The sequence below is a fragment of the Nitritalea sp. genome, from assembly GCF_054166705.1.
Genome location: NZ_JBSZCV010000015.1, coordinates 31,703 through 45,090 on the forward strand (window position 1 = coordinate 31,703; position 13,388 = coordinate 45,090).

At 50.6% G+C, this 13,388-nt stretch carries 12 protein-coding genes; 9 read left to right on the top strand and 3 right to left on the bottom strand.

What is annotated here, in order from left to right; translation table 11 throughout:
- Window positions 1-59 precede the first annotated feature (59 nt).
- Window positions 60-992, bottom strand: coding sequence for a glutamate--tRNA ligase family protein (locus ACXIT9_RS10115; protein WP_458056107.1), 933 nt, complete (start codon window positions 990-992; stop codon window positions 60-62).
- Window positions 993-1,302: 310 nt separating this feature from the next.
- Between ACXIT9_RS10115 and ACXIT9_RS10120 the strand changes: the two genes are divergently transcribed.
- Window positions 1,303-2,838, top strand: a complete 1,536-nt coding sequence (locus ACXIT9_RS10120; protein ID WP_458056108.1) for a glutamate racemase — start codon at window positions 1,303-1,305, stop codon at window positions 2,836-2,838.
- Between the two features lie 69 nt (window positions 2,839-2,907).
- The gene (gene ggt / locus ACXIT9_RS10125; RefSeq protein ID WP_458056109.1) at window positions 2,908-4,644 is read left to right on the top strand and encodes a gamma-glutamyltransferase; all 1,737 of its coding nucleotides are present in this window, start codon (window positions 2,908-2,910) and stop codon (window positions 4,642-4,644) included.
- A gap of 98 nt (window positions 4,645-4,742) precedes the next feature.
- On the opposite strand, the gene ACXIT9_RS10130 is transcribed toward ggt, so the two are convergent.
- On the bottom strand, window positions 4,743-7,007 hold the full coding sequence (locus tag ACXIT9_RS10130; RefSeq protein WP_458056110.1) for a TonB-dependent receptor domain-containing protein: 2,265 nt from the start codon (window positions 7,005-7,007) through the stop codon (window positions 4,743-4,745).
- A 74-nt stretch (window positions 7,008-7,081) separates the two neighbouring features.
- On the bottom strand, window positions 7,082-7,459 hold the full coding sequence (locus ACXIT9_RS10135; RefSeq protein WP_458056111.1) for a hypothetical protein: 378 nt from the start codon (window positions 7,457-7,459) through the stop codon (window positions 7,082-7,084).
- Window positions 7,460-7,670: 211 nt separating this feature from the next.
- Between ACXIT9_RS10135 and ACXIT9_RS10140 the strand changes: the two genes are divergently transcribed.
- The 7 genes from ACXIT9_RS10140 (at window position 7,671) to ACXIT9_RS10170 (ending at window position 13,363) form a co-directional block, all read left to right on the top strand.
- Window positions 7,671-8,147, top strand: coding sequence for a hypothetical protein (locus ACXIT9_RS10140; RefSeq protein WP_458056112.1), 477 nt, complete (start codon window positions 7,671-7,673; stop codon window positions 8,145-8,147).
- A 65-nt stretch (window positions 8,148-8,212) separates the two neighbouring features.
- Window positions 8,213-8,698, top strand: a complete 486-nt coding sequence (locus ACXIT9_RS10145) for an RNA polymerase sigma factor (RefSeq protein WP_458056113.1) — start codon at window positions 8,213-8,215, stop codon at window positions 8,696-8,698.
- Window positions 8,688-9,155 (top strand): hypothetical protein, encoded by a 468-nt coding sequence (locus ACXIT9_RS10150; protein ID WP_458056114.1) that lies wholly within the window; start codon window positions 8,688-8,690, stop codon window positions 9,153-9,155. Before ACXIT9_RS10145 ends, ACXIT9_RS10150 begins: the two co-directional genes overlap by 11 nt.
- A 10-nt stretch (window positions 9,156-9,165) precedes the next feature.
- Window positions 9,166-10,167, top strand: a complete 1,002-nt coding sequence (locus ACXIT9_RS10155; RefSeq protein ID WP_458056115.1) for a periplasmic heavy metal sensor — start codon at window positions 9,166-9,168, stop codon at window positions 10,165-10,167.
- A gap of 215 nt (window positions 10,168-10,382) precedes the next feature.
- A complete protein-coding gene (locus tag ACXIT9_RS10160; protein ID WP_458056116.1) occupies window positions 10,383-10,775 on the top strand; it encodes a BlaI/MecI/CopY family transcriptional regulator in 393 nt (130 codons plus the stop codon).
- The gene (locus ACXIT9_RS10165; protein ID WP_458056117.1) at window positions 10,759-12,024 is read left to right on the top strand and encodes a M56 family metallopeptidase; all 1,266 of its coding nucleotides are present in this window, start codon (window positions 10,759-10,761) and stop codon (window positions 12,022-12,024) included. The genes ACXIT9_RS10160 and ACXIT9_RS10165 overlap by 17 nt, the downstream gene beginning before the upstream one ends.
- Window positions 12,025-12,148: 124 nt before the next feature.
- Entirely contained in the window at window positions 12,149-13,363 is a 1,215-nt protein-coding gene (locus tag ACXIT9_RS10170; RefSeq protein ID WP_458056118.1) for a peroxiredoxin family protein, read from the top strand.
- Window positions 13,364-13,388: the final 25 nt, after the last annotated feature.

Consider the following 13,388-nt stretch of genomic DNA (forward strand, 5'->3'; position numbering starts at 1 on the left):
ATAGCTAAAATTTGTTGCTCTTTTTACCATAGGAATTTTAAGGGATAGCTTCCGCATGCTTAATGATCCGAGGTAAGCGCCTCTCCGTAGCGTTCCAGCTGCTGCTGCCGGCAGCGAATAAAGGCTTCGGCGCTTTCTGGCTGTCCAGCGATGCCGAGCCGATCAGCCAGCAAGCGAAATACCTGCCCAGGAGCAGTACCTGACTCCCGCAGTGCCCAAAGCGAGGTGGCGCCCTCACTTTTCGCTAGCTTTTCTCCGGCAGCATTGCGCAGCAAATCATGATGATAAACCGCCGTCTGTCGAAAAGCGCTGTAGTCTAAGTCTTTCGCTAGGGCAAACTGAAAATGTGAGGAGGCCTCCAAGTCTAGCCCGCGCACCCATAAGTCCACTCCGAAAAAGGCGTCGTCAACGATCGAGCTCAACTGATAAGCCGGGACATCGTCCTTGCGCCAGATAATCGCATCCCGAATACTGGGCGCTAGAGGTTTCATATAAGGACCTAAGCGCATCGCGGGCAGGTAGACGGGGAGCGTCGCCTCACTGCGGTGCCGCCAAGCGATAGGGCCCGGGTTATAGGCCGGGGCCTTATCTCTACAGGTGCCCGGATAGCCGTCCGACTCCGTCTCTTCAGCGATTTCCTTCCGCGTACAGCTGCATGCATACACCTTTCCCTGCCGCTTTAGTCGCAGAAAAGCCTCCCGGTAAAGCGGCATACGGTACACTTGCTTAAAGTGACCCTCAAACTCCCGAACTGAGCGTGGCCCAAAATCATAGGGCAAGCCTAAATACGTCAGGCTCTCAAAAATGTCCGCCACATATTCGGGGCGACAGCGCTGTTCATCCGCATCATCGATGCGCAGTAAAATTCGGGCTTTGAAAAAACGGGCCAGCCGGAGTGTCTCCAGAAAATTAAAGAGATTCCCAAGGTGTAGGTATCCGCTGGGTGTGGGCGCATAGCGGGTGAGTCGAAAATAGGGTGTCAGTGGAGTCAAGGTTCGTGAACTTCTGATACGAATTTACGCTAAAAGGGGTTTCCGAACAAGAAAAGCGGGCTACTTGTGCTAGTAAATAGGGGCGCTGGCCAGTTTCCTTCCGGGTGCTAGAGCCAGTAGCAGCAGGGACTTCGCTAACCGATGGGGTTGAAAAATGCGCGCTGCACGCTTTTAAATGCTGATCCTGACAGCTGTCTTAGAAAAAGAAAGGGGGGGTATCCCGACCTTTTATGTAAAAAGTGTGCTTCAGCCCTGAATTCTGCGAAAAAATTGCGATCTTTTGCCAAGATTTACGAAATAAACCAGCAAAATGAAGCGTAATTCCTTTCCCCTACTTTTCTTTGTGCTTTTGGGTGCAGGTCTCTTGACGAGCGCCTGCCAGCCAGCTGCTCAAAAGGAGACAGAAGCCTCTGCAACAGGCGCCTCCTGGTCCCCTCTTGAGCGGGCCATGCTCTTGGAACCGGAAAGTCCCTTTTATTTGGACACGAAATCCTATCGCCTCGATCCCCGCCAGGCCATCGGTGTATTCGATTCGGGAACGGGAGGGCTAACCATCTTAGACACCATCCTGGAATTCGATGGCTTTCAAAACGCAGATGGCAGCCCCGGCGCAGATGGTCTCCCGGATTTCGAGCGCGAGGCCTTTATTTATTTGGCCGATCAGGCCAATATGCCTTACGGAAATTATGCTTCGGAGGGGAAGAGCGAATTGCTTCTAGAGCATATTCTGAAAGACGCCCATTTTCTGCTTGGCAACCGCTACGTAGACGAGCGGGGGCAGCTAAAAACGGATAAGCCTGCCATCAAGGCGCTGGTGGTAGCCTGCAATACGGCGACGGCCTACGGCAAGGAGGCACTGATGACTTTTATGGAGCGGGCCCAGCTGCCGGTGCATGTCATCGGGGTAATCGATGCGGGGGTACGGGGTGCACTGGCGCTTCTGAATCCCGAAGAGGATGCCAGCGTCGGTGTTTTCGCGACGGTAGGCACCGTGAAGTCAAAAGGCTATGCGAACACCCTCCACGCGCAGTGGCAGGAGCTGGGAGCCAAGGGAACCCTACAGGTTTTCAACCAAGGGGGGCTGGGGGTAGCCGAAGCTGTGGATGGAGAGTCCGAATACATTGCGCCAGGGGCGCAAAGCATCCGCTCGAACTACCGTGGTCCGGCTTTCGAGCATAGCGAACACCCGATCGAGCGCGCACTGTGGGAAGTGTATAACTTTAATTTTGAAGCGGGCGGCATGCTCTGCGATAGCCCCGATACAGATGATTGCCAGATATTACAGTTGAACAGCACCGAAAACTATGTCCGCTATCACCTGGTGTCGCTGCTGGAACAGATGCGCCAGAGCCCCGATGCCGCGCCTCTCCGCGTGCTGCTGCTGGGATGCACGCATTATCCCTATTTAAAAAAGGAAATTCGGCAGGTGCTAGGCGAATTATATGCCTTTCGGGAGGGCGAAACGTACCGCTATCGGCACCTGATGGCGGCGGAAATCGCTCTAGTGGATCCTGCCGAAAATGTGGCGGAAGAGCTCTATGCGTTTTTGCATGGCGAGCAGCTGCTGCATCCCGAGTCGGCGGCGAGCGAAACGGCCTTCTACATCAGTATTCCGAATACGACATTGCCGGAGGTGCAGGTGGACGCGGCAGGGCGCTTTCCTTATGCGTATAAATACGGGCGTGAGGCAGGTGAGAACAAGGCCTTTGTGCAGTACACTCCTTTTAGTCCGGAGCATATTTCTGCCGACACCTATGAACGCTTGGCGGAGTCCACGCCGACCACAGCTGCTTTTATCCAGAAATTTCAAGAGCGCCGCAGCGACTTCCTGCAGGCGCAGCCTTAAGCCTATTCTTTTTCTATGCAGACCCATAACGCTTATTCCTTTCTATGCCCCCTTGGGGCGCTTGTTACGATGCGAAGACGATTTTCTCAAAGCCTTTTTTCCCGTAGTAGCCGGGGTATTTTCGGCATGCTACTGCTGGTTTTACTGGCGCAATGCGGGTCCGACAGACCCTCTTTTCAGGAAGGCAAAACGGCTTTTGGGAAGGAGGCCATGGTGGTGACGGCACACCCTGAGGCCACCCGCGTGGGGCTGGCGATCTTACAGGAAGGCGGCAGCGCCATCGATGCGATGGTAGCCGTGCACTTTGCGCTGGCGGTGGTCTATCCTTCAGCCGGGAATATAGGCGGTGGAGGTTTTATGGTCTATCGGGAGCCTGAAGGGCGCTATCACACCCTTGATTTTCGGGAAAAGGCCGCTTTAGATGCTTTCGAGACGATGTATCTGGACGATGCCGGTGAAGTAATGGAGGGCAAAAGCCTCTACGGGGCTACCGCGGCCGGCGTGCCGGGATCCGTGGATGGCATGCTGCGCGCCCATGCCAAGTTCGGCACGCTACCCCTGAAGCAGCTTTTGGCTCCGGCCGTGGAGCTGGCAGCGGAAGGGTTTCCGATTACTGCCCGGCAGGCGCGCAATTATAACAATCTAAAGGAGCGGTTTATAGAAAATAATCGCTTTCCCGAAGCTGTCGCTTTGGTGAAGGAGTCGGAGTGGCAGGAGGGAGATATCCTAAAGCAGCCTGAGCTGGCAGAGACCCTGCGCCGCATCCAAAAGGCTGGAAGAGAAGGGTTTTATGGTGGGGAAACGGCCGCCCTGCTCCTCGCCGAAATCGAAGCCGGTGGTGCACGCATGCGACAAGAAGACTTGGATGCCTATGCCGCTCAGTGGCGCGACCCGGTTATCAGCAGCTACCGGGAGTATCAGGTGGTTGGCATGGGCCCCAGTAGCTCTGGGGGGATCGCCTTGGCGCAACTTTTAGGCATGGCCGAGCAGGTAGATTTTACGGAAATGGGTTGGCAGTCTGCCGAGTCGGTCCACTGGATGACGGAGCTGATGCGGCGCGTTTATGCGGATCGGGCAGCCCATTTGGGGGATCCTGATTTTTGGCCTGTGCCCCAGCAGGCGCTATTAGATCCGGCCTATTTGCGCTCGCGCGTGTCCCGGATCTCGGCCGAGCGAGCTACGCCTAGTGCGGAGGTGAAAGAGATGTTTTGGGTGTATCCAGAGTCTGAGGAGACGACCCATTACAGCATCATCGATGCAGCAGGGCATGCTGTTTCGGTGACCACCACGATAAATTCTTCTTACGGCTCGAAGACCTTCGTGCATGGGGCGGGCTTCCTGCTGAATAATGAGATGGATGACTTCAGTATCAAGCCGGGGTTCCCGAACATGTATGGCTTGCTGGGTGGCGCCGCGAATGCCATCGCGCCTGGAAAACGTATGCTCAGCGCGATGACACCCACGATCATCGAGCGGGAGGGGAAACTTTTTATGGTGGTCGGCACTCCTGGTGGTTCGACGATCATTACCTCCGTTTTTCAGACGATTTTAAATGTGCTCGCGCATGGGATGAGCATGTCGGGAGCTGTGGCGGCACCTCGTTTTCATCATCAGTGGTATCCGGAGGACATTCAGCATGAGCCGGGCGCATTTTCGGATGCGGTGATGGAGGCCCTGCGGGCCAAGGGGCATCCGCTGCGGGAGCGCAGTGCCTATGGGCGCGTGGATGCCATTTTAGTCACCCCGGAAGGGACCTTGGAAGGGGCCGGCGATCCGCGTGGGGACGACTGGGCAGCAGGTTTTTAGGCCTGCTGCCGCCATCCTATTTAATCGGTATAGGTTACTGTCTCTGGTAGGGCGTCTGCTTTAACCGATGTAGCCACTTTTTCGGGCAGGGCGTTTATTTACCAGTGATAGCTGATACTTAGGGAAAAATTTCTACCAGGTTCAAAAAGTGGGCGGTTTTCGCTCACACGAAGGGGGCGGTTGAGATGCTCGAAATAAGCGGCATCCAGGAGGTTATGGACCTGAACTTTTAGCGGTAGCTGAGGGAGAATGTCGTAGCTGAGGTGTAAGTCCAGAAGCGTAAATGCAGGGCTTTCGAATTCGCCGAAACTTTGCGCCACGCGCTGCTGACCCCGCACATGTCGCAGCAGCAGGTGGGTGTGTAAGCGGTCCTGTAGCCAGCGTGCATGTACTTCGTAGCGCATGTCCAAGGGGGCGATCTCCGGAAGTGCCTCGCCTGTACTTGTATTTTCCCCATAGGTATAGGCCGCTCGGAATTCCTGACTCAACTGCGGGTGTAGTGCATGTCGGAGGGCGATTTCACCGCCTGTCTTGAAAGCTGCGCCGATGTTAAGCATCTGACGCACACCAGGAGCTTGGGGTAGGCGGGGCTCTATAGCTACGATTTCACCTGTAATAAAATCTGTTATATAGGCGATGAAGCCATTTAGCTGAAGGGAGAAGGTATTCGCTTGGCGGCGGTACACCAGATCCGCTTGGTGGTTGGTTTCGGGCTTTAAGAAGGGATTTCCTAAAACTTCGAAAGGATCCAGGCCTACGGGGAAGAAATTAATAAAGCGCTCGGTGAGGCTTCCACTTCGGGTGACACGTGCGAACCAGAAGCCTAGTTCATCTTGTTCGGTAAGCGCATACTGCAGGCCGCTGCTTAGTCCGGGGTTCCACTGCGTGACACGGCTGGGGGTGAAGAGTTCGACAAAACGTGCGTCTGGTGCCAAGGTTTCCGCTTGGTTTAGGTCTAAACGCAGGCTGTTGGTCCAGCTTAGGCGCGTGCCATGCCATTCGTAAGAAGCAAAAAGCCCGATTTTGCGGATGCGGCTATCCTGCCAAGCGTTTTCTAAGCGTGTAGTACCTGCTTGCGGTCCTTGTAAAAATTCTCGCTCGCGCTGCCCTGAGGCTTGTTCCTGCTGAAGATCCATACCTGCAAACAACTGGTAATTTTTCCAGCGCCACTGCCCCTCCGTTCTGCCTCCAGCTTTCGAAGTGACGGCAGGAGTGCGCACATTGGCCGGGCGCGGTGTGAGCTCACGTAAGCCATTATCCATGAGGTGATCCACATGGGCATAGAATAGCTGGGTGCTCAGCTGCTGAAAGGCCCCATCTCTACCCCTGAGCGTATGTTTTACGTTATTTATCCAGCTGTCATCGCGTCGTAAATCCATGGGTAAGGAGGGGAAGTCTACATCCCGAGCGAAATTGCGCTGTACATTCCAGGAAAGGAGTTGGCGCTTGCTCAGCTGGTAGTCGCCGAAGGTGCTCAGGCTGCCTCGGCGAAACTGTGCCGGTACATGGGTGCCTGTGCCGTCCCGATAGTCGCTTCCTGTAGCGTAGGCCGCAGTGATGCCTGTGGAGAAGCGGGTGCTGGCAAGCCCGATCATGCCTTCATTTCGCGATATGCCTCCATTCGTTTCGAACATGGAGGACACCCTCCCGAAGGTAGTTAGTTGTTCACTAAAGCGTGGGGCTGCGGATTTGTAATTTATCGTCCCACCTATGCCGATACCATAGCGTAGGGCATGTGGTCCTTTCAGGATTTCTATCGACTGTATCCGGCTGAGGTTCACCTGTGAGGTGGGAGGGTCCATGCGGTTCGGGCAGGCTGCCACGGCACTGGAGAAGCCATCGATGACCACGTTCAGCTGCTCATACTTGAAGCCCCTTAGGACGGGGTCGAAGCCGAAGCTGCCACTTTTACGGATGCCACTGATGGCCGGGTCGGTCTGTAAGATGGCTCCGGCATCTTGATGCAGCCGATCGCTAACCTGCAGGTACTGCTGCCTGCTGAGCCCATCTTCCGGTCGTATAGCTAGCACACTTATGGGGGCCAGGTCGCGGGTTTTGGCGCTCAGCGCCAATGTTCCCGTCTGAAAGGCCATTTCCAGTGCACTTCCGCTAATGCGCACGGTACCGAAAAGGAGATGGCGAAGCTGCAGTGCTTCTTCGGGGATGTAGGTCAGCTCGATGGTGCCCTGCTCAGAACTGATGCCCTTCTGCTCGCCATAGTGATAGGTGGCGGCGATGAGGGGCGTCTGGTTGGGGGAGGTATAAAGGTAAAGGGTTTGGGTCCTTTGCGCATGCGCAAAGGACCCTGCCCAGAATAGGCAATGCAGGAGCATGCCTATCCCGAAAAGAGGGAAAGTCTTCATGTAATAAGGTATTCGTGAAAAGATAAAGGTGCGCCTGAATTAGGGCACTGATAAAAAGGGCCTAGAAGAAAGGATTAGGCGCGTGGGGGCTGAAAAATAGCAAAGATAGGGGCCTGCGGTAGGGCCATTTGGGCTGTAGGAGTAGGTAGGGGTAGTGGAGTGCCCGTTTGTGTGCTGATGAGCAGGCTTGCCAGAAGAAAAAACAAGGTGGGTGTCTTTTCATCTACCTGCGGGAGAGCGGATTTCTCGCCCTCTCCTTTGGCTTCTGCTAAGCGCTTGCCCAACTCACATGTACCGTCACAGCCACTTTCGGGGAGGTCTCTGTTGATACAAAACAGCTCTGCTATCGCCTCTTGGTTCCAGTGAAAGTGTACCTGGATAAGCGTTAGGCGGCAGAGCGAAAGCATCAGGAGAACCCCTAAACCAAAAGAAAAGATGCTATGGGTTTTCATCAAAGCAAAGTTAGGTAATACAGTTGAATCATCGGTGACTTTAAGTACAAAAGGGTAGTAAAAAGCAGATCGTCATCTATAACCGCTTATTAACCCGCAGCTTTCCGGAGAGGAATGCTGTCTAGCTGTAGAGGATTACCCGTTTCGGTTTTTTTTTATTTAGGAAAATGATTTTATTTCTTGTAATTTTAAGAGGAATAAAGTAGCTCTTATGAAAAAATACAGCCATCCCTTAGCGCTTAAAAAATCCGCCTTTCATTTTGTGCTTTTTTTTGCTGCTTACCTGGGGATAAGCTGGGGCTTCGGTCTGGCTGTATCGTTTTGGTCTTTGTTTTTCCAAAGTGCCTTTTTTACGCTGGCGATGCACTTTACGATCCCTCCGATCTTGTTAAAAGAACAGGTTTCCTGCACCTATGATGGGCATACGGCACACGGCAAGCTGGTGCTAACGCCTCAAAGCCTGATTTTTCGGGTGGAGACGCTGCGGGGCGAAACCACGCGCACCTATAAGTGGGAGAAGCTGGAACTGTTGCCGCTAAAGGAAGATTGCTTGTGTTTGCTTTGGGATGGGCGTAAGCCGCTTCATTTTTTTATGAAAGAGGAGGTGCGCTGGTACCGGGCGCTGGCGTTTTTTTTGCCGGAGGCCAAAACTTCTTATGCTGAGGATGCTGAAGATGCATTTTCATGATTTTTTTTTCATTACTTGTCCTATAAGTAGGCATGCGCTGCACTAAGAGACAAATGAACATGTAAATGGATATTCCGGCACTTCTTCAAGAACTTCAGGCGCAGCAGGGCCCCGCATTTTACTGGGCGAGACAGTGCTGTGATTTCGATGAAGAGCGTGCACGGGAGGTGCTGCAGGAGGTCAATCTCAAGATTTTAGAAGGTAGAGCGCGCTATGCGGGCCGGGCTTCTATGAAAACTTGGCTGTTTAGTGTCATCCGTTTTACCGCATTGGAATGGCAGCGGACGTACCGGGTGCATTATAGCCTCGAGCTTGCCCCAGAGCCAGTGGAAGAGCTCGAAGTTCCGGAGCGGACAGTAGAGGAACAGCTCCTAGGCCGCTTGTCCCCCCAGCAGCGGGAGGTTCTCCTGCTGGTTTTTTATCATCAACATACGCTGGAAGAAGCGGCGGCGGTGATGCAAGTGAGCCTAGGAACTGTGCGGACGCATTATGCGCGAGGGAAGGCGCGCTTAAAAGAACTAATCGAAAAACAAGAAAAGGATGAAGCATAGAGAATCGGACGAGAAGGCCCTGAGCTCCTTTTTCAGCGCCCTAAAAGAACAGGATGAAGCGCGTTTCGGTCTCAAGCAGGAGCGTCAGGGGCTTCGCATAAGCCCTGGGCTGAGGCCTTCGGCCAATGGGCAAGAGGGGAGCAGGACGCAGCCTCTGAAGCAGGAATCGAGTGGACTTACCCTTCACCAGCTTTGGTACTGGGCGGCTGCCACAGCGGCGCTTTTACTTTTAGGCATCGGTGTGAGCTGGTGGTCTTCTGGCGGCGAGGAGCCACGCGAGCTTGCTCAGCGAGGTGTTCTGGTAGGGACTAGTCGAGAGGCGGTGGCCGTACCTGCCTCGGAGCTGGATTTGTTTTCGGTGGGCTTAGACGAAGAGGGGCAGCTGGAAATTGAAATTTGGCAATATGCAAACTATGAGATCTGGCAAGCAGACTCTGACATTTTATTATACGATTAACGCACAAGACATGAAACAGATTTGGATAGTTATTTTCCTGCTCGCAGTAGGGACAGGTAGTGGGTATGCCCAGCGCCTAGAGATAAGAGAGGTACGGGAGCAGCGCACAGAGAGCCTAGAGCGTAATCCCTTCGCCGAAGTGTATTCGGTCGATGACGTGCTCAAGCGTAGGGAACAGCTCAAGCTGGAGGACGCACAAGTAAAGAAAATCCGACAATTGCATCTGGAGACTACCGAGCAGTTCGCGAAACTACGCTGGGAGCTGGAAGATGCCAATAGAGAATATGCGCGCCTGGCGGCCAAAAAGGATACAGATAAAAAAACGCTGAATGCGCAGCTAAAAAAGGTACTCGCTTTAGAGTCTCAGCTGAAAGAAAAGCGCGTGATGTCTTATGTAGATCTGCGGGATATGTTGACCGACGCGCAGCATGAAGAAATGGAGCGTTTGGCTACGCTGGAGGCCTTGACCCGGAAGAGTGGTCTAAAGCCAGTCGTCCGCATCGGTAAGGTAGAGCCTATTTCCGGGCGCGTATCTGGAGTTTCTGGCGCCGAGGGAATCCGCCAAAATGAAGCGCATAGGCCTGCCGCTGTGGGCGTGCCGAGTAGTACTCGAATCGGCTTAAGCGGATACAGCACCCCATTTCAAGTGACTACTCCGAATGGAGATGTCCAAGCTACCGAAAAAGCGCGTACCATACGGAATTCTACTGTATACGTAAAAGACGAAGACGGCAAGGTTCGATTAGCGGATCCCCAAATTCGGGAAGTACGCGTATCAGATGGGTCTGCCCTCCCCACGCGCTTATTCGAGTCTGCTGTGCGCACCTCAGGACCGAATGCACCCATCTACTTTTTCGTCGATAAAGAGGGAAAGGAAAGGACCGACATCGAAGGGATCTCAGAAATCGACCCGAACCAGATTAAGGCGATCGAAGTGATCAAAGGAGAGGGAGCTATCGAGCGCTTTGGCGAGCGTGGAAAAAATGGGGCGGTTATTATCACACTTAAATAAAGGAAGTTTAAAAACGGCTTTACATGTTTGATTGATTAGGCAAGCTTTAGTGAGGGGGTCCCTTGCTAAAGCTTTATTTTTGGGGCTATTCTACGAAAAATAAGTAGTTCTACGAAAATAAAATAATTAATTACGAAAAACTCGTAGGAAATACGGATTTAATGGCTATCTTTGACATATCAATTTTCCAAAGAACGTTTTAAACCGATTCAAATATGCCAAAGGAAACATTAACCAAGCAGGAGGAGGCCATTATGCAGTGTGTATGGGAGCGTCAGGAGTGCACGGTGCGGGATGTTTTAAATGCCTTACCGGAGCCGAAGCCACCTTATACGACACTCGCTTCCGTGATGAAAGTAATCGAAAATAAGGGCTTCCTGCACCATAAATTATTCGGTAACGTTAAGGTCTACCGTCCAGCGATCAGCATAGAGCAGTACAAGAAGGGCTCATTAAAGTCTTTGATCAAAAATTATTTTGGTGGTTCCATGGAAGAGGTGCTTTCTTACATGCTAAAGGAAGAAAAAGTACGTCCACAGGAGCTCGAAGAGTTACGGGAATTAATTGCGAAACACGAAAACGACAAGAAAGATGGAACTGCTTCTTAAATTTCTTTGGCAGGGGACTGCTATCCTCCTTATCGGTGGGCTTTTTTATCGCTTATGGTTGGCGCGGCTCACCTTTTTCGAATGGAACAGGGCTTATTTGCTCCTGGTCGGTGGGTTGGCTTTGCTAGTGCCTTTTCTTTCTTGGCAGCTTCCCGCGTTTTTTCAGCCTGAGCAACTGCCTTACTTGAGTTTTCCCGAGGTAGGGGTTAGTCCTGATGCGGTGGTGCATGAAGCGGTGACGAGGTACAGCCCTTGGGAGCTTGTGGGTCTCGTTTACCTGGCTGGGGTAGCCCTTGTATGGCTTCGCCTAGGTGTTGGGATTTGGAACCTACGGCGTCAGCTGAATCGAGCGCGTGTTTACCGTCGCTTTGGGGTGACCCTGTATGTATCTCCGCAGTTTCGTGCCAGTTCTTTTTTCGGAAGTATTATGCTATCTCCTGAGGAGCTGGAGCATCCCGAGCTGCGTGCGATTATCAGTCATGAGTTAGAGCACGTACATCGGTATCACAGCATCGACCGCTTGTTTTGGTATCTACTGAAGGGGCTATTTTGGTTTAATCCTTTCGTGTACATGCTAGAAAAAGAACTGGTCACCCTCCATGAGTATGAGGTAGATGAGGCCTTGCAGGCCAAAGTTGACCGCGCACAGTATGCGCACCTTTTGCTGCAGCAGTTGGAGCTCGGTTTAGCGCCTGTTCCTGTTAATACATTTAATCAATTTCAACTTAAACAACGAATCATGATGATGTTTCAATCCAAATCTCCTGCAAACCTAAAGAAGCGTTTTGCACAAGTTACTCCGCTATTAGTAGCGATTGCCTTATTGTTTGCCTGTGAAGCAGGTGACGAGGGTTCTAGCCCTTTAAATGAAAATCAGTTGGAACAGTCTGATCAGATGGCCGCCTTATCTGAAAACGGACGTGAAAATTTAGGAGAGGTATTTGATGTCGTAGAGCAGCCACCTATGCCTGCTGGAGGTATGGAAGGATGGTCGGAGTATTTAACTCAGAATTTGGTTTATCCAGATGCCGCTCGAAGAGCGGGGATTGAAGGAACTGTGTATCTGGTATTTGAAGTCAGCAAGACAGGTTCCATTCATAATGTGGAAATTTTACGCGGAATCGGTGGCGGTTGTGATGAGGAAGCCATTCGTGTGGTGAGTCAGGCGCAGAACTGGAATCCAGGTAAGCAGCGTGGTCAAGAGGTGAATGTCCGTATGCGCTTACCCGTTAAGTTTAAATTGAGTTAGTTCTTTTCCCTACCGCAGGCACTTGATTTTTTCAGGTGCCTGTTTTTTTTACCATCCTTCGGGCAATCTGATGTGGTCATTTTTTGAGGCACCCTAATAATTGAATTAAGTAACTATTTAGTCTATGAAAACGAAAATTTTAAAATCTTTACTATTTTTGTTATTAGTTTTAATTGGATGTAAGCCCAGTACTAGTGAAGAATACTATTTACAAAAAGTAGTAGATCATCTGAGTCAGATTAAATCAGTCTCTTATTATTTAGAAACAATATCTAGTGCCCCCGGTGATACAACGAAGTTTACTGAGCCAAGGAGCTCTTACCATCGTATTTTTGTTCATCCAGCAGATACTTTAGTTGGCTCCAGTTCTGCTACTTTTTTAGCCGAAGATACCACAAGAATGACAGATTTTTATGATGGAGCTGTCCGGGGTAAAGTGAATTGGGATAAACAATATGTAAAAGTGGATAGCTTTGGTAATAATCCTCACCCTTTCAGACTTGTTCATTATCCTTTTTATACGAGAATTAACGAAATTTTAAAATATACATTAACTACCGAAGATAGTATACAAACAGATTTTAAAGACTATGGTGATTCTGTTTATTTTAGTCTTAGAATTATTAATAAACATGTTTATTTTCACATTAATCCCATCGTGATTGAAAATGAATATATTCCAGAAGACGAAGTTTCTCAGTTTGATATATGGTTCAGTAAAAAAGATGGCATACCTTATCGTATGAGAAGTAAGTGGCATCATGTTACTTTATTCGAATCGGCTAAGCAAGCGGATTTTAATTTTACCAAAGACACAGTTTTTAGAGCTGAAAAGTGTTTCCCTTCTTATTTTACGCTTCAGCATGTAGATCCCTATGCTGTTAAATCTGAAGTGCAGGTCGAGGATGAGGGTGGGTTGCTTGGAAAAATTGCACCTGATTGGGTTTTGCAAGGTACTGATTTAAATTACGTACATTTAGGTGATTTGAAAAGTAAAGTGCTTTTGATTCAGTTCACAGGTATAGGTTGTGGTCCCTGTCACTTTTCAGTTCCATTTTTAAAAAATCTTGTTGAAGAGTATAGGTCTAAAGACTTTGAATTTCTGAGCTTGGAAACATGGAGTAACAATATGGAAGGGTTAAAAAGATATCAACAGCAAAATGAATTAAATTTTAAATTCTTAAACTCGACGGCTGAGGTAAATGCTTCTTATGGTATTCCGTCTGTTCCTATTTTCTTTATACTTGACGAAGATAGGGTGGTAAGAAAAATAATAAAAGGGTACAGTAAAGGGCATACGGATAAAGAGATAAAAGAAAGTATCAATTTGATTTTATAAAATACTTTTTCGTACGGATTTGATT